At 64.9% G+C, this 15,388-nt stretch carries 15 protein-coding genes; 10 read left to right on the top strand and 5 right to left on the bottom strand.

The features are described from left to right. The first annotated feature begins 61 nt into the window (after positions 1 to 61). Entirely contained in the window at positions 62 to 1,621 is a 1,560-nt protein-coding gene (locus AC1DGP_RS25530; protein ID WP_476832643.1) for an ABC transporter substrate-binding protein, read from the top strand. Here AC1DGP_RS25530 and AC1DGP_RS25525 read toward each other — a convergent pair. Further along, positions 1,599 to 2,525 (bottom strand): LysR substrate-binding domain-containing protein, encoded by a 927-nt coding sequence (locus tag AC1DGP_RS25525; RefSeq protein ID WP_476770426.1) that lies wholly within the window; start codon positions 2,523 to 2,525, stop codon positions 1,599 to 1,601. The two genes, AC1DGP_RS25530 and AC1DGP_RS25525, sit on opposite strands and share 23 nt — an antisense overlap. Positions 2,526 to 2,736: 211 nt before the next feature. On the opposite strand from AC1DGP_RS25525, the gene AC1DGP_RS25520 reads away from it, so the two are divergent. Beyond that, positions 2,737 to 3,804 (top strand): NAD/NADP octopine/nopaline dehydrogenase family protein, encoded by a 1,068-nt coding sequence (locus AC1DGP_RS25520; RefSeq protein WP_476770425.1) that lies wholly within the window; start codon positions 2,737 to 2,739, stop codon positions 3,802 to 3,804. Positions 3,805 to 4,007: 203 nt separating this feature from the next. Here AC1DGP_RS25520 and AC1DGP_RS25515 read toward each other — a convergent pair whose 3' ends face one another. Then, positions 4,008 to 4,346 carry a carboxymuconolactone decarboxylase family protein gene (locus tag AC1DGP_RS25515; RefSeq protein WP_441507394.1) on the bottom strand — a complete coding sequence of 113 codons (339 nt, stop codon included), beginning with the start codon at positions 4,344 to 4,346 and terminating at the stop codon, positions 4,008 to 4,010. Between the two features lie 147 nt (positions 4,347 to 4,493). Between AC1DGP_RS25515 and AC1DGP_RS25510 the strand changes: the two genes are divergently transcribed. The 8 genes from AC1DGP_RS25510 to mnhG all read left to right on the top strand — a co-directional run bounded on the left by AC1DGP_RS25510 (position 4,494) and on the right by mnhG (position 11,675). Next, positions 4,494 to 4,727, top strand: coding sequence for a TRIC cation channel family protein (locus tag AC1DGP_RS25510; protein WP_476770424.1), 234 nt, complete (start codon positions 4,494 to 4,496; stop codon positions 4,725 to 4,727). Between the two features lie 405 nt (positions 4,728 to 5,132). Then, the gene (locus AC1DGP_RS25505) at positions 5,133 to 5,678 is read left to right on the top strand and encodes a GreA/GreB family elongation factor (RefSeq protein WP_476770423.1); all 546 of its coding nucleotides are present in this window, start codon (positions 5,133 to 5,135) and stop codon (positions 5,676 to 5,678) included. Continuing rightward, positions 5,678 to 8,584, top strand: coding sequence for a monovalent cation/H+ antiporter subunit A (locus AC1DGP_RS25500; protein WP_476832649.1), 2,907 nt, complete (start codon positions 5,678 to 5,680; stop codon positions 8,582 to 8,584). Before AC1DGP_RS25505 ends, AC1DGP_RS25500 begins: the two co-directional genes overlap by 1 nt. Next, entirely contained in the window at positions 8,575 to 8,916 is a 342-nt protein-coding gene (locus AC1DGP_RS25495; RefSeq protein WP_441491350.1) for a Na+/H+ antiporter subunit C, read from the top strand. Before AC1DGP_RS25500 ends, AC1DGP_RS25495 begins: the two co-directional genes overlap by 10 nt. Then, a complete protein-coding gene (locus AC1DGP_RS25490) occupies positions 8,916 to 10,550 on the top strand; it encodes a monovalent cation/H+ antiporter subunit D (protein ID WP_476770926.1) in 1,635 nt (544 codons plus the stop codon). Before AC1DGP_RS25495 ends, AC1DGP_RS25490 begins: the two co-directional genes overlap by 1 nt. After that, the gene (locus AC1DGP_RS25485; RefSeq protein ID WP_476770927.1) at positions 10,547 to 11,032 is read left to right on the top strand and encodes a Na+/H+ antiporter subunit E; all 486 of its coding nucleotides are present in this window, start codon (positions 10,547 to 10,549) and stop codon (positions 11,030 to 11,032) included. The genes AC1DGP_RS25490 and AC1DGP_RS25485 overlap by 4 nt, the downstream gene beginning before the upstream one ends. Beyond that, positions 11,029 to 11,310 (top strand): K+/H+ antiporter subunit F, encoded by a 282-nt coding sequence (locus tag AC1DGP_RS25480; protein ID WP_113517826.1) that lies wholly within the window; start codon positions 11,029 to 11,031, stop codon positions 11,308 to 11,310. Before AC1DGP_RS25485 ends, AC1DGP_RS25480 begins: the two co-directional genes overlap by 4 nt. Beyond that, on the top strand, positions 11,307 to 11,675 hold the full coding sequence (gene mnhG / locus AC1DGP_RS25475; RefSeq protein WP_476770928.1) for a monovalent cation/H(+) antiporter subunit G: 369 nt from the start codon (positions 11,307 to 11,309) through the stop codon (positions 11,673 to 11,675). The genes AC1DGP_RS25480 and mnhG overlap by 4 nt, the downstream gene beginning before the upstream one ends. Before the next feature lie 187 nt (positions 11,676 to 11,862). On the opposite strand, the gene AC1DGP_RS25470 is transcribed toward mnhG, so the two are convergent. Genes AC1DGP_RS25470 through AC1DGP_RS25460 form a run of 3 tightly spaced genes read right to left on the bottom strand, consistent with a single transcriptional unit; the run spans position 11,863 to position 15,345 of the window. Continuing rightward, entirely contained in the window at positions 11,863 to 12,699 is an 837-nt protein-coding gene (locus AC1DGP_RS25470) for an ABC transporter permease (RefSeq protein ID WP_441491345.1), read from the bottom strand. Further along, the gene (locus AC1DGP_RS25465; RefSeq protein ID WP_441491344.1) at positions 12,696 to 13,676 is read right to left on the bottom strand and encodes an ABC transporter permease; all 981 of its coding nucleotides are present in this window, start codon (positions 13,674 to 13,676) and stop codon (positions 12,696 to 12,698) included. The genes AC1DGP_RS25470 and AC1DGP_RS25465 overlap by 4 nt, the downstream gene beginning before the upstream one ends. Positions 13,677 to 13,734: 58 nt before the next feature. After that, positions 13,735 to 15,345, bottom strand: a complete 1,611-nt coding sequence (locus AC1DGP_RS25460; protein ID WP_476832642.1) for an ABC transporter substrate-binding protein — start codon at positions 15,343 to 15,345, stop codon at positions 13,735 to 13,737. Between the last annotated feature and the right edge of the window lie 43 nt (positions 15,346 to 15,388).

Here is a 15,388-nt window from a genome sequence, read left to right as displayed (position 1 = left end):
GCAGAAGAACCGCGCCCGGCGACCGGCGGCACCCATTGCAAGACCTAGGAGGACGACAGGAATGAAAGCCCGGATCATGGCCGTGACGCTGGCGACGGCCGCAGCCTTCTCGGTCGCGCCCTTGCAGGCCCCCGCTCAGGCCGCCGTGCTGCGCATCAGCCCCAACGGCACGGACATCGCGACGCTGGACCCGCACCGCGCCGTGTCGACGACGGATCAGTCCGTCGTCGCATGGATCTTCAACGGCCTGGTCCGCTTCAAGCCCGGCAGTGCGGACTCCGCCGATCTCGAACCCGACCTTGCCGAGCGCTGGGAGGCCTCGGACGACAAGACGGCCTGGACGTTCCACTTGCGCCGCAACGTCAAGTTCCATGGCGACTGGGGCGAGCTGACGGCCGACGACGTGGCCTTCTCGCTGAAACGCGCCGCCAGCCGCGACACCTCCACCTTCGYGGCAAGCCTCGCCAATATGGTCGGCGTCGAGGCCCTCGATAGCCATACAGTGAAGGTCACGCTGCGCGAGCCGGACGCGTCTTTCCTCAATCTGGTCAGCAATTATCGCGGCGGATACATCGTCAGCCGCAAGGCGGTCGAGGCGCTGGGCAACCGCTTCGCCACCAGCCCCGTCGGCACCGGGCCGTTCAGCTTCGTCGAGCACATCACGCAGCAGCGCGTGAAGCTCGCCGCCAACACGGCCTATTTCCGCGGCCAGCCGAAGATCGACGGCATCGACTACCGCTTCATCCCGTCCGACAGCAGCCGCGAACTGGCCTATTCCTCGGGCGAGCTCGACATCTTCTACGCCAAGCGCGAGCAGAAATGGGTCGATCAGGCCCGCCGTCGCGGCAATGTCGTCGTCGACATCTTCCGGCCTGGCGAATACCGCACACTCCACATCAACCGCACGGTCGCGCCGCTGGACGACCTTCGCGTGCGGCAGGCACTCGCCCATGCCATCGACACGGCCCAGATCGAGCGCTTCGTCGGCGTCGATGTCGGCCCGCGCGGCTGCTCGGTCGTGCCGGACGGCTATCTCGGCTCGGATTGCTCCTATGGTGCCTACACGTTCGATCCGGCCAAGGCGGCCGCCCTGCTGAAGGAAGCGGGACATCCCAACGGCGTCACGATCCGGGCGACCACCTCCAACATCTCGGCCCATCTGCCGGCCATGGAGATCATCCAGGCCCAGTTGGCCAAGGTCGGCATCAAGCTTGAGCTCAACGTGGTCGACCATCCGACCTATCACGACCAGACCCGCAAGAATGCGAGCGCCCTGGTCTTTTACGGCGCGGCCCGCTTCCCGGTGGCCGATACCTATCTGTCGGAGTTCTACGCCTCGAAATCGGCGGTGGGCAAACCGACTGCGGTGGCCAATTTCTCCCATTGCGCGGTCGCCGATGCCGAGATCGACTCCGCGAGGCACGAGCCCGATCAGGCGAAGCAGATCGCCCTCTGGCATGAGGCGCAGCGCAAGATCCACGAGGATGTCTGCTCGGTGCCGATCAACGACATCCTCCAGGTCTGGGGGCGCAGCAGCAAGGTCGACTATGGCTATCCGCTCAAGGGCGCCTTGAACCTGTCGCTGCCGATCACCGAGGTCACGACCCTGGCAGAACGTTGAAGACCTCGCCCATCATGGCCGCGATCGCCTCCTGCGCAACGCGAAGGAAGGTCTCCACGAAGATCTTGTTTCGCGCCTCGCGTGGGTAACAGAGCCAAAGGTCGGTCTCGATCTCGAAGGAAAGGCGCCGGATCTCCACGCGGTCACGGACCGCGTGGGCGAACACCGGATCGAGGATCGAGATCCCCAGCCCCGAGGCGACGAACTCGCAGATCGTGCCGGTCAGGTTCGCATCGGCAACGATACGGGGCTGGACGCGGTGCTCGGCCAGCCTGGCTTCGATCTGCACCCTCGTCTTGTTCTCCGACGCCAGGGCGATGAACGGAGTCCCCGTGATATCCTGAGGAGTGACGACATGCTTGCTGGCGAGGCTATGGCCGCGCGGCATGATGCAGACGAGCGAATGCGTCGTCAGCGGAACCGCATTCAGATACGGGTTCTCCATCGGCGCGCTGACGATGCCGACATCGATCTGCCGTCTGACGAGCCAGTCGATCACGACCTGCGAGCTGCGGCCCAGGATCGACACATAGGCGTCCGGATGCTTCGCGAGGAACCGGCTGGTGGCCTGCTGCGTCAGGTGGCCCGTCAAGGCCGGAAGCACGCCGACGGACAATTGGCCGATGTCTTCGCGCTGGATGGAATCGATGGCGCGCTCGATCTGCCGCAAGCCTGCGAAGGTCCTGTCGACCTCCTCGTAGAGGCGGATGCCCCTCTCCGAAGGGACCAGGCGCCCGCGCAGGCGCTCGAACAACTGCAGGCCCGCATCCTCTTCGAGATGGGAGATGAGCTTGCTGACGGAGGGCTGCGAGATGCCGAGGACATTGGCGGCCGCCGTCACCGATCCCGTCTCCACGACGGCCTTGAAGGCCTCGATTTGCCTGAGCTGCAGGGGCCGCTTCATCGCCTCGCCTCGTTGCCTTCCAGCGCTCCGTCCGGAGCGGGCCGGCGCGAATCCCTGCCGCCAGAAGAATGGGTTTCGGCTCTGAAGGTCAACGCCGAGGCTGGTTTCCACGCGGCTTGGGATCGCGCTGCCGATCTTCCATGCCCATCCGCGCCCGGCACAGGCATGGGCCGGGCCGTCTCGTTTCATTCGATCACATTGGAATAATCAGATGCGTGTCGCCATCATCGGCTCGGGCGGAATCGGGCGCGGCTATGCCGCCTACCTGTCGACCCATGGCCACCACCCCGTGCTCTGGTCGCCGAGCGGGGCGGCCCAGGCCGAATTCGCAGGGGCGGCGCTGCTGTCCGTGACGGGTAAGATCGAAGGGGAGTTTCCGCTCGCCGTGGCACGGAGCTGCGCCGAGGCCGTGGCCGGCGCGGATGCGGTGATCATCGCCGTGCAGGCCAACGGTTTCCGCAAGGTGTGCGATGCACTCGCGGCGCATCTGCGAGAAGGTCAGGCCGTCATCTTCAGCGCCCATTGCTCGTTTGCGGCGCTCTATCTGCATCGCCTGCTGGAGCAGCGCGGATTGGAGCTTCCGATCGCCGCCTGGGCGACCACGGCCCTGACCGCCCGGAAGAGCGGCCCCCGCAGCGTGCATGTCTCCGGCATCCGCAAGCGGCTGGACGTCGCCACCCTGCCCGTTCGGCATAGCGCAGCCGGACTGGCACTCTGCGAAGCACTGTTCGGGCATCGCTTCCAGCCGCGCGAGGACCTGCTGGCGATCATGCTCAGCAACCTCAATCCGCCCGCGCATATGGCCAACATGCTCGGCAATTTGACGCGGGCGGAACGCGGCGAGGACTGGCCGAATTACGGCTCGATCACCTCCGGGGTCGGGCGCATCATCGAGGCTCTCGACACTGAAAGGCTGGCCCTGGCCAACGCCTTCGGCCTCAGCGTGCGCAGCGTGCAGGAGCATTATGCGCTGTCCTTTGGCGTCGAGCCCGGCCCTGTCGGAGACATGGCTGCAGCGGTCTATCGCCTGCGGCCGGAGCTGGCCGGGCCCAAGACGCTCGATACGCGCTTCATCACCGAGGATGTGCCGTTCGGCCTGGTTCCCCTCGAATTCCTCGGTGCGATCTGCGGACTGCCCCTGCCGGTCCATCAAGCCGGGATTGCCCTGTTCGACGCAATCGCCGCTCGTGATTTCCGGGCCGAGAACGACCTCCTGCCGGCGCTCGGTCTCGCGGCGCTGAGCCCTGCAGAGCTGCACCATGAGCTTCGGAATGGCTAATTGTCCCGCCGGCATTCAAGACGTCCGCACCCGGTAAATTTCGGCAGCAGACAATACTGATGTCTGCCGCCGCCCCTGACTTGATTGGCCATTCTGCGAGTCGTCGCTTTTGAAATCGCCTTCAGTGCGATGCCCGTCTCGGCGAGCAACTTGAGCTTCTCAAGCTCCTCACGTGTCCAGGGTTCCGATTTTGGAAACCATCATTACCCCTCGGAATGACCCACCGAATTTGGCACGGCCTGATCAAAAGCTTCGAGCGCCACCGGTAGAGCTTGGATCACGATATTACCGACGGCGGGCATCCCTGCGAGAATCGCGCTGATCACCTCTTCTCTGCTCGCGCCGAACGCTTTCGCTTCGGCGACGTGGAAAGCAAGTCCGCTCTCCAAACGAACGGCTGCGAGAATGCCGATATAGACCAAGGCGGCCGTCTTCCGATCGAGCTGCGATGCCGCGCCGAGTTTTTGCACAGCCTCGAGCCACACGCTCTGATGCACCGGCGCTTCCTGGAGGAAGGTCTTGAAAGCGTTGCTGATCAGCATTGTATCGGTCACTCGCACTTGTCGTTCCGGGCCACTCCCGAAATACGCCATCTATAACTGCTGGTGCGGGATTCGCCCAAGAATTGCCGCAACCATCAGCGGCAATTAGCAATCCCCGCGCGGCTGTCGGCCGATATCGGCGGGGGCATGACGCGCGACGTCCTTCTCGCTGAGATTCCACAGGTATTGCGATCGAATCTATATGCCATTGCGGCACTCGCCGGCGCGTCCATCGTCGTCATCGGTGATCAAATTGGTTTTTCCCATGGCGCCTCGGCCCTGGCCGGAGCGGCTTTATGTCTCGGGCTTCGCTCCATGGCGATGAGACATGGTTGGCGGTTGCCGATTGCCACCTCTCCGCGCGAGGGCGCGCGACAATAGATGCTTCTGGAGATGAGAGAGGGTCGTGAACTTGCTGATGCCGAGAACTTAGCGTTTTAAAAAATAATATCGCCTTATAGAAGAATATTTTTGGATGACCTTTGCAATAGAAAGCGCCGCAGATCGACATCACGAGAGCATCGTCTCGTCAAATATCATTTGACGGGACGGATATGACTTACTCACGTCCGATATCGTCTCCCTTGACTTCCCCACGGCGACATTCCACGTAGGTGATATGCGGATCGACGTCCTCACTCTTCACTTCGAGCGGGAGTGCCCCATCACAGGGTACTGACCCCGACCCGGCTGCGTCGCGGCCCGGTCCGGGCAGAGGCTGGCATTCCCGCGTACCGCGGGTTGCGCAGGTCACACAGAGCGGCAACCCATTCAGACATTCCTCTCATGACTGCCTGCAACTCGCTGGTGGCAAACATGATTTGCGCATTGAAACGACCAGTCACCGTGCTTCCGGCCAGCGATTATGTGCGGCTGCAAGAGCTGGCGCATTTGCTCGGCGAGCAAATTCATCCGCTCGCGTCCGCGCTTTTGCGCAAGCTGGACCGCGCCGCGTGGCGTGAGGCGGACGATATGCCGGAGCAAACGGTCCTGCTGGATGGTTTCGTCACCTATCGTGTCGGGAGCACGGGGCAGCCCGAACGCCGACGCTTGATCAATCCCGCAGACGGAATGTGGCCGCCCGCTGAGTTATCGGTGATCACGCCTCTGGGCATCACAGTGCTTGGGCTTTCGGTGGGCGATCGGGCCCCGATGATCGGGGCCGACGTTCGCGCACCGCCATGGGTCGACGTCTTGGCGGTCGACCCTGTGACGACGTCGGGGATCGTCCGAGGGCTGGCCCCCTCGAATGCGCGCACGATCCACTCGTCGTTGGCGGATCAGCCTCGATGGCCTAAGAACGGACGACGCCTCCCAGGCAAAGGAGAATGATGGAACTTTCCCCGCTACTGCTGATCCTCATTCTGCCTTTCGTAGCCAGCCTGGCGGTGGTCCTGTCCCCGGGGGCCTCCCGCGAACCGGTGACCTGGATCACCGGTCTCACCTTGCTGGCCTGCCTCATCATGACCTTGTCGCTCTACCCATCCGTGAGCGGCGGAGATGCCCTCCGGCATCAGATCGACTGGATCCCGTCTCTCGGACTGAACTTCACGCTGAGGATGGATGGCTTCGCCTGGATCTTCGCGGCTCTCGTCAGCGGTATCGGCCTCCTGGTCGTCATGTACGCCCGGTATTACATGTCCGCCGACGATCCGGTCCGGCGCTTCTATCTGTTCTTTCTGGCATTCACGGGCTCGATGCTGGGCGTGGTCCTTTCGGGCAACCTGGTGCTTCTGGTCGTGTTCTGGGAACTGACCAGCATCTTTTCCTTCCTGCTGATCGGCTACTGGCAGCAGAGCCAGGCAGCGCGCGACGGCGCCCGCATGGCCATGACGGTCACGGGCATGGGGGGCCTCGCTCTGCTGGGTGGCGTGCTGATCGTCGGTCATATCGTCGGCAGCTACGACCTCGACGACGTCCTCCGATCGGGCGACCTCATCCGTTCGCACACTCTATATGTCCCGGCGCTCCTGCTGATCCTCCTCGGCACGCTGACGAAAAGCGCGCAGTTTCCCTTTCATTTCTGGCTGCCCAACGCCATGGCGGCGCCGACGCCCGTATCGGCGTTCCTGCATTCGGCCACCATGGTCAAGGCCGGGGTCTTCCTCATGGCGCGGCTGTGGCCGGTGCTCTCCGGTACGCCGGAATGGTTCATGATCCTGGGCATCGCGGGAATGACGTCGTTCGTGCTCGGCGCTTACCTCGCCATGTTCCAGAACGACCTGAAGGGACTTCTCGCCTACTCCACGATCAGCCATCTGGGCCTGATCACGCTGCTGCTCAGCCTCGGCAGCCCGCTCGCCGCCGGCGCGGCCATCTTCCACATGCTCAACCACGCGACGTTCAAGGCATCGCTGTTCATGGCGGCCGGCATCATCGACCACGAGACCGGCACGCGCGATATGAGGCGGATCTCCGGACTGTTCCGGTACATGCCGATCACCGGCACGCTGGCCATGGTGGCCTGCGCCGCCATGGCTGGCGTACCGCTGCTGAACGGCTTCCTGTCGAAGGAGATGTTCTTCGCCGAAGCCGTGGAGACCCACGCCGATTCCTGGCTGGACACCGCCGCCCCCTACGCCGCCGTGCTCGGCAGCGCCCTGGCTGTGACCTATTCCCTACGGCTGATCCATTCGATCTTCCTGGGAGCGCCGCCCGAGAGCTTTCCCCGCGAACCCCACGAGCCGCCGTTCTGGATGCGGTTCCCGGTCATGTTCCTGGTCGTCGCCTGCCTCGTCGTCGGGATCTTCCCGGCCTACACCATCGGCCCGTTCCTGCATGTCGCGGTGTCGTCCGTGCTCGGCGGCGCCGCGCCGGAATACAGCCTGGCTCTGTGGCACGGCTTCAATCTTCCCCTGGCGATGAGCATCGTCGCGCTGGTTGCTGGCGTGCTTTTGTATCGCGTCGCCGGCGCTTACCTCGAACGTTGCGAGCGTCCCCCGCTTTTTGGTCGGATTCAGGGACAGCGCATCTTCGAGCGGGTCATGGTCGCGATTTCGTGGCGATGGGCGCATCTGTTCGAGGGCGCATTCGGCACCAATCGTCTTCAGCCCCAGATGCGCCTGCTGGTGGCGGTGGCTGTCGCCGCAGGGACCGTCCCGCTGCTCGCTTCGGGCCTCTCCTTCGGTCCTTCCGGCAATGGGACGACGGATTTCGCCTTCACCGGCCTTTGGTCCGTCGGCATGATCTGCGCCGTCGCAGCCGCCTATCAGGCCAAGTTCCATCGGCTGGCGGCCCTTGCCCTGCTCGGCGGGACAGGGCTCGTGACCTGCCTGACCTTCGTCTGGCTTTCTGCGCCGGACCTTGCGGCCACCCAGCTCGTCGTCGAGATCGTGACCACGGTGCTCATCCTGCTCGGTCTGCGGTGGCTGCCCAAGCGCTCGCAGGACGTGCCCGAACCGAGGGGCTGGCAACCGCGCCTGCGCCGCTTCCGGGACCTTGCCATCGCCGTCGTCGCAGGCCTGGGCATGACGGCGATCTCCTACGCGGTGATGACGCGGACGCCGCCGGACTCGATCGCGAAATTCTTCGTCGAGAAGGCCTATAGCGAAGGCGGCGGCCTGAATGTCGTCAACGTCATTCTCGTCGATTTCCGCGGCTTCGACACGCTTGGCGAGATCACGGTCCTCGCCGTCGTGGCACTGACCGTCTTCGCGCTGCTCCGGCGTTTCCGCCCCGCACCGGACAGCATCGAGAGGCCCGAGCAGCAGCGCATCCAGCGCTCCAATGACGAGGCTGAGCCGGACACGGAGGTCGGAGCGACCAAGGCGGAATATCTCTACGTGCCGTCCGTCATCATGCAGTGGATGTTCCCGGTCGTGATCGTACTGGCCGCCTATCTCTTCCTGCGCGGTCATGACGCTCCGGGAGGAGGCTTCGCCGCAGGCGTCGCGATGGCGGCGGGCTTCATCCTGCAATACATGGCGGCGGGGACGATTTGGGTCGAGGACAGGCTGCGCATCCTTCCCGTTGCCTGGATCGGCGGCGGTCTCCTGCTTGCGGCGTCCACCGGAGCTGCCTCGATGCTCATGGGCGATTCCTTCCTCACCTCGTATTTCCGGTATCTGGAGCTGCCGATCGTCGGGAAGGTCCCTCTGGCGAGCGCGACCCTGTTCGATCTCGGCGTGTTCGGCGTCGTGGTCGGAGCGACGGTCTTGATGCTGATCGCGATCGCCCACCAATCCATCCGCCGCCTGCGCGCGGCCCGTCTCGAAGAGGAGCGCCAGCGATGGAACTGACGCTTGCGATCGCCATAGGCGTGCTCACCGGATCGGGAGTCTGGCTGGTCCTGCGTCCGCGCACGTATCAGCTCGTCATCGGCCTTTCGCTCCTCTCTTATGCGGTGAACCTTTTCATCTTCAGCATGGGCCGTTTGCGGGTCGCTGCAGCGCCCGTGCTGGGACCCGGCGGTGCAGGCAATCCGGCGGATCTGGCCGACCCGGTTCCGCAGGCGCTCGTGCTCACCGCGATCGTGATCAGCTTTGCGACGACCGCCCTCCTCCTCGTGGTGCTGCTCGTCGCCCGTGGGCTGACCCGCAACGATCACGTCGACGGGCGAGAGCCGAACTGATGGACTGGACGAGACACCTTCTCATCGTCCCGATCCTGCTCCCGTTGATCACGGGGGCGGCTCTCCTGCTGATCGACGAGCTGCGCCACACGCTGAAGGCGTGTCTCAGCATTGCGTCGGGCGTGCTGCTCCTGGTGACCGCGATCGTTCTGATGCGACTGGCGGACGGGGTTGCCGACGGAGGCGGCGCCCTCTCCTCATCCTATGCCCTCGCCAACTGGCCAGCGCCGTTCGCCATCGTGCTCGTGCTCGATCGGCTGTCGGCGCTGATGCTCGCCCTCGTATCCACGCTGGCGGTCGCCGCGCTTGTCTTCTCGACGGCGCGCTGGCACCGGGCCGGCCCGCATTTCCACACGCTCTTCCAGTTCATGCTCATGGGGCTCGCAGGCGCGTTCCTCACGGGCGACCTCTTCAATCTTTTCGTCTTCTTCGAGGTCACGCTGGCGGCGTCCTACGGCCTGCTGCTGCACGGATCGGGCGCGTTCCGGGTGCGAGCCGGCCTCCATTATATCGCGATCAACCTGGCCGCATCGCTTCTCTTCCTCATCGGCGTCAGCCTGATCTATGGGACCGCCGGAACGCTGAACATGGCAGACCTCGCCGTCCGCCTTGCGGGACTGTCCGCAGATGACCGCGCGCTCCTTCACACAGGCGCCGCGATCCTTGGCATCGCGTTCCTGGTCAAGGCCGGCATGTGGCCGCTCTGCTTCTGGCTGCCTTCCGCCTATATGGCGGCGGCCGCCCCCGTTGCCGCGATCTTCGTCGTGCTCACCAAGGTCGGCACCTATGTGCTTCTGCGCCTCTCCCTGCTGCTTTTTGCCCCCGAGGCCGGGGGCACGGCGGGCTTCGGCGGAACGGTGCTGCTCTGGGGCGGGATGGCGACGATCCTCTTCGCGACATCCGGCGTGCTTTCGTCCCAGGCGCTGGGCCGGCTCGCGGGCTTCAGCGTTCTGATCTCCTCGGGGACCCTGCTCGCGGCCGTCGGCATCGGCAACACTGCGGTCGTGTCGGGCGCCTTGTTCTACCTCGTCAGTTCGAGCCTCAGCGTCGCTGCCTTTTTCCTGCTCATCGAGCTGGTCGAGCGGACACGCGAACCGGCGGCAGACGTGCTGTCGGTCACCATGGAGGCGTATGGCGACGAGACGGACGAGAGCGAGGAGCACGAGGATCAGGAGGTCGGCGTGACCGTACCGGGGGCGCTCGCCATCCTCAGCGTCTCGTTTGGATGCGTCGCGCTCCTGCTCGCGGGCTTGCCGCCGCTATCGGGGTTCATCGCCAAGTTCGCGATGCTGACGGGCATGTTGAATCCGGACGGACTCGGCTCTCTCGCCGAGATCCCGGGGCGCATTTGGCTGCTGGTTGCGCTGGTCATCCTGTCGGGCCTTGCGACCCTTGTGGCCATGATGCGCAGCGGTGTCCGGATCTTCTGGGCGCCGCTTGAGGAACTCGTTCCGCGCGTGGTCATGGTCGAGGTCGCGCCAATCGTCGCATTGCTGGCGCTCTGCACGATCCTGGCCGTGTGGGGCGGTCCGATGCTCAGTTACACGGAGGCTGCGGCCCGTTCCCTTCACGCCCCGTCGACCTATATCCAGAGCGTGCTGGGAACGGGTCATCCGCCGGGCGGTGCGCGATGAACCGCCTTCTCCCCTATCCGCTGCTGACCGCGGCGCTGCTGCTGATGTGGCTCCTGCTGACCTCTTTCTCGACCGGGCAATTCCTCGTCGGGGCGGCCGTCGCGATCGGGGCCTCCCTTGCGATGGCGGCGCTCCATCCATCCAAGCCCCGGCTGAGGCGATGGCAGCTTCTTCCGAAGCTTCTGGGCGCCGTCACGCTGGATATCCTGCAGTCGAACATCGCCGTCGCCGGCATCATCATCCGCGGAGATCGTCGCGACCGTGTCGCGGGCTTCGTCGCCATACCGCTCGACCTGCGCGACAAGACGGCGCTGGCCGTGCTGGCATGCATCGTTACCAGCACGCCGGGGACGGCCTGGGTCGAATATGCCCCCGAATCCGGCGTGCTCCTGCTCCATGTCCTCGACCTCGCCGACGAGGCCGAGTGGATCGCCGTGATCAAGAACCGCTATGAGGCGCTGCTTATGGACATTTTCGAATGACGGCCGCGATCCTCCTATGGTCGGTGACGGCCGCCCAGGCCATGCTCGTCGCCGCCATGGGGTGCTACGCCTACAGGGTCATCCGGGGGCCGCGAGCGCAGGACCGGGTCCTCTGCCTGGACGCCATGTACGTTACCGCCATGCTCCTGGTGCTGACGATCGGCATCCGCTCGGGAAGCGCGATCTATTTCGAGGCGGCCCTGATCATCGCGGTACTGGGTTTCGTATCGAGCATCGCGCTCGCCAAATTTCTCATGCGCGGCGAGGTGATCGAATGACCCACGCCGAGAACCTCCCCGCCTGGGCGGCCCTGCTGACGGCCTTTTTGGTCCTTCTCGGTTCCGGGCTGACACTGCTGGGAGCCATCGGAACATTGCGCTTTCGCAGGTTCTTCGAGCGGGTTCATGCACCCACGCTGGGCACGAGCTGGGGAACCGGTGCGATCGGGCTCGCGTCCATTCTCTGCTTCTCGGTGCTGGGTTCCCGGCCCGTGGTGCATGAACTCCTGATCGGCGTCTTCATGATCGTCACGACGCCGGTCACCCTCATGCTGCTCGCCCGCGCGGCCCTCTATCGCGACCGCACGGAGGGAAACGGAGAGGCGCCTCCGCGCTCGCTCCTGCGCCGCACGCACGGTGGATAGGCGCTGCGTCGCAACCTGGAGCCGGCGGCCAGCGCAGCCCTCGATGCAGCGAAACACTTATCGGCGAGAGCCCGGCGCGACGCGAAAGATCGCTGCGGTGGCGTCGTCGCTCACCAGCAAAGCGCCGTCCGGAGCGACTTCTGCATGGTCGCCCCATGCCATACATGCCAGTTCAGCGGGTGTTGCCTCAGCGCTCCTGCAGCTTCGGATTGAGCGCGTCGCTCAGGCCCTCACCGACGAGATTGATGCAGAGCACCGTCAGCAGGATGGCCATGCCGGGGATCGCCGACATCCACCACGCCGTCCGCAGCATGGTGCGGCCGATGCCGATCATATAGCCCCAGGAGACGACGTTCGGGTCCGAGAGCCCAAGGAAGGACAGGCCGGATTCCGTCAGGATGGCCGTCGCCACCAGCAGGGACGAGACGACGATGACCGGTGGCAGGGCGTTGGGCAGGATATGCCGCGCCGCGATGCGGAAATCGGACATCCCCATGGAGCGGCAGGCCTGGACGTATTCCCGGTCGCGATGGGCCATGAATTCGGCCCGTGCCAGCCGCGCGACCGGCGGCCAGGACACGATCGCGATCGCGCTCATCACGCTGATCAGCGAGGGGCGGAAGATCGCGATGATCACCACCGCCAGGACGAAGGAGGGAATCGTCAGGAAGAAATCGGTGAGCCGCATCAGCAGGATGTCGCTCCCCCGGCCGCAATAGCCGGCGGCCGCCCCGACGACGACACCGAGGATCGTCGCGCACAGGCTCGCCGCCACCCCGATCAGCAGCGAGACCCGGCCGCCATGCAGCAGGCCGGCGAGGATATCCCGGCCGGTGACGTCGGTGCCGAGCGGAAAGCGCGCGGAGGGCGTCTGCGCCGGTCGCCCGATCATGTCGAAGGGATCGACCGTGTAGACCATCGGGCCGAATATCGCCGCGAGCACGATCGCCAGCAGCAGGACGAGGCCCACGACCGCGCCCCGGTTGCGACGGAAACGCCGCCAGAAATGCAAGCTCCGCTTCATCGCGCCAGGATCCTCGGGTCGATAAGGCCATAAACGAGGTCGACGAGCAGGTTGCAGAGCACGACCAGGATCGACGAGATGAACAGGATGCCGAGCAGCAGGTTCAGGTCGCGCTGCAGCAGGCCGTCGAACAGCAGGCGCCCGAGGCCCGGCCAGCCGAACACGGTCTCGACCAGGATCGAACCGCCGAGCATATGGCCGATCTGGACACCGCCCAGCGTCACAACCGGCATCAGCGCGTTGCGGGCTGCATGCGTCAGGCTGATGCGTCCCTCCGACAGGCCCTTGGCGCGGGCCGTCGTGATGAAATCGGATGAATAGACCTCGAGCATCGAGGCCCGCATCAGCCGGGCATAGACCGCGGCATAGAAGAGCCCGAGCGTCAGCGCCGGCAGCACGAGGTGGCGGGCGATGTCGAGGGCGCGGGCCAGCGGCCCCATCTGCGCGCCGATCGTCATCATGCCGCCCGAAGGCAGCACGCCCAGCGTCACCGAAAACAGCACGATCAGCATCAGGCCGAGCCAGAACTGCGGCATCGCATAGCACAGCAGCGCCAGCACCGAGACGATCGTGTCGACCCATTTGCGGTGCCGCATCGCCGCGACGACGCCACAGAGCACGCCGACCACGATGGCAATCCCGATCGCCGTCAGCATCAGCAGGAGCGTCGCCGGCATGCGGTCTGCGATCAGGTCCAGCACCGGCCGCTGCTGGACGTTGGAGACACCGAGATCGAAGGTCAGCAGCTTGCCGAGATAGATGAAGAACTGCTGGTAGAGCGGCCGGTCGATGCCGAACGAGCGCCGGAGTTCGTCGACGAACTCCTTCGATGCACCGCCGGACTGCGCGCCGATGATCTCGGCCGCGTCGCCGGGCGCGAGGTGGAGCAGCGCGAAGTTCAGCACCGCGATGCCCAGCACGCTCGGAACCACCTGGAGCAGGCGAACGGACACGAAACCGAGTGACAGGGAGGACATCAGGCCGTTTCCCGGAACGAGGAGGTGATGACGGGGCGCGAGCGCATCGGCGTTCCCATCAGTCCTTGGAGACCCCGTCCCAGGATGAATACATCGAGATGCCGTTGGTGATCAGGCCCTTCACCTTGCGGTTCCAGACATGGGTGTAGGACATCTCCATCAGGAAGATCACCGGCAGCTCGTCGTGCAGGATCTGCTGCAGCTCGTCGAACTGCTTCTTGCGGGCAGCCGGATCAATCTCGCGGGCGGCGAGCCCGAAGAGCTGGTCGACCCGCGCATTCCGGTAGCCCATCGAGTTGGTGAAGGTGGCGCCCTTCCTGATGAAGTCGGAATGGAACGTGCGCTCCACGCCGATCGAGGGATCGGAATAGTTATGCGAGAAGGTGCTGGTGAGATTGAAGCTCCAGTCGGTGTAGACGGCCTTCAGCCAGCCGCCGAGATCGGCGCTCTGGGTCTCGACCGCGATGCCGACCTTGCCGAGCTCCTGGCGGACATATTCGCCGAGCCGGGCCCAGTTCTCGCCATAGGGCAGGAAATGCTGGGTGATCTTGAAGCGGACCCCGTCGGCACCGCGCAGATAGCCGGCCTCGTCGAGAAGCTGGTTGGCCTTGCGCGGGTTGTACTCATAGGGCTTCAGCGCCTTGTTGAAGGCGGAGTTCGTGCTGACGACGGGACCGCGCGCCGGCTTGCCCTGGCCGTACCAGATCACATCGACGATGCGCTCGCGATCAAGCGCGAGGCTGAGCGCTTGCCTGACCTTGAGATCGGCGAGCGGCTTATCGCGCATGTTGACCTCGAGCCAGAGATTGGGACCGAGCGCCTCGGCTCCGGCCTGCGAGGCCTCCAGCGCCGGGATCTTCTCGAGCCGCTGCACCTCCGCCTCGGGCAGGCTGCTCATCGGGGCGAGATCGACCTCGCCGGTCTCGATGGCGATGGCGCGCGCCGCGCCGTCCGGCATGATCCGCTGCACGACCTGGTCGAGACAGGGGAAGCCCTTGCGCCAGTAGCCTGGATTGCGCTCCAGCGTGATGTGGCTGCCCTTGCGCCATTCCTTAAAGCGGAACGGGCCGGTCCCGACCGGGTTCTGCATGATCGGCGCAGCGCGGACCGCAGCCACCGCCTTCACGTCGACGCCGTCGAAGGCGTGCCTTGGCATGATCGGCGCCTCGCCGGGCTGGAAGACGTTCATGAAGAACGGCACCGGCGCCTTGAGCTTGAACACCACGGTCAGGTCATCGGGCGTCTCGACCGCCTCGACGTCGCCGAAATAGACTTTTCCGCGGGAATGATAGGGGCGGATGATGTCCTCGACGCTGAACTTCACATCCTGCGCCGTGAAGGGCTTGCCGTCATGCCAGGTCACGCCCGGCCGCAGCTTGAACGTATAGGTCTTCTTGTCGTCGGAGATCGTCCAGGATTCGGCGAGGCCCGGCTTCGGCGTCAGGGCCGGGCCCTCATAGGTCAGCAGGCTCTCATAGATCTTGGTGGAGATCAGCGCGACCGGAACGGCCGAGGTGGCGATCGTCGACAGCGAGGTCGGCTCGAGCGAATAGACATAGGTCAGCGTCCCGCCGGTCTTGGGACAGCTCTGTGCCAGCGCAGCGGCGCCGCAAAGAGCGAGCGCCAGCGGCGTTGCTGCGAGGATAGCCGGAAGCCTGCTCATACCCATGTCTGGACAATCCCCTTTATGATTGGGCGAACCCTTGCTGGGC

It is taken from the genome of Allobosea sp. 05T433, assembly GCF_056396065.1.
The sequence above is the reverse complement of the archived record's forward strand: the minus strand, read 5'-3'. Positions and strand labels throughout refer to the sequence as shown.

Excerpts from the sequence above, each read along its gene's own strand:
- AC1DGP_RS25525 (WP_476770426.1), bottom strand. The coding sequence starts at position 2,525 with ATGAAGCGGCCCCTGCAGCTCAGGCAAATCGAGGCCTTCAAGGCCGTC.
- AC1DGP_RS25520 (WP_476770425.1), top strand. The coding sequence starts at position 2,737 with ATGCGTGTCGCCATCATCGGCTCGGGCGGAATCGGGCGCGGCTATGCC.
- AC1DGP_RS25515 (WP_441507394.1), bottom strand. The coding sequence starts at position 4,346 with ATGCTGATCAGCAACGCTTTCAAGACCTTCCTCCAGGAAGCGCCGGTG.
- AC1DGP_RS25510 (WP_476770424.1), top strand. The coding sequence starts at position 4,494 with ATGACGCGCGACGTCCTTCTCGCTGAGATTCCACAGGTATTGCGATCG.
- AC1DGP_RS25505 (WP_476770423.1), top strand. The coding sequence starts at position 5,133 with ATGACTGCCTGCAACTCGCTGGTGGCAAACATGATTTGCGCATTGAAA.
- AC1DGP_RS25500 (WP_476832649.1), top strand. The coding sequence starts at position 5,678 with ATGGAACTTTCCCCGCTACTGCTGATCCTCATTCTGCCTTTCGTAGCC.
- AC1DGP_RS25495 (WP_441491350.1), top strand. The coding sequence starts at position 8,575 with ATGGAACTGACGCTTGCGATCGCCATAGGCGTGCTCACCGGATCGGGA.
- AC1DGP_RS25490 (WP_476770926.1), top strand. The coding sequence starts at position 8,916 with ATGGACTGGACGAGACACCTTCTCATCGTCCCGATCCTGCTCCCGTTG.
- AC1DGP_RS25485 (WP_476770927.1), top strand. The coding sequence starts at position 10,547 with ATGAACCGCCTTCTCCCCTATCCGCTGCTGACCGCGGCGCTGCTGCTG.
- AC1DGP_RS25480 (WP_113517826.1), top strand. The coding sequence starts at position 11,029 with ATGACGGCCGCGATCCTCCTATGGTCGGTGACGGCCGCCCAGGCCATG.
- mnhG (WP_476770928.1), top strand. The coding sequence starts at position 11,307 with ATGACCCACGCCGAGAACCTCCCCGCCTGGGCGGCCCTGCTGACGGCC.
- AC1DGP_RS25470 (WP_441491345.1), bottom strand. The coding sequence starts at position 12,699 with ATGAAGCGGAGCTTGCATTTCTGGCGGCGTTTCCGTCGCAACCGGGGC.
- AC1DGP_RS25465 (WP_441491344.1), bottom strand. The coding sequence starts at position 13,676 with ATGTCCTCCCTGTCACTCGGTTTCGTGTCCGTTCGCCTGCTCCAGGTG.
- AC1DGP_RS25460 (WP_476832642.1), bottom strand. The coding sequence starts at position 15,345 with ATGGGTATGAGCAGGCTTCCGGCTATCCTCGCAGCAACGCCGCTGGCG.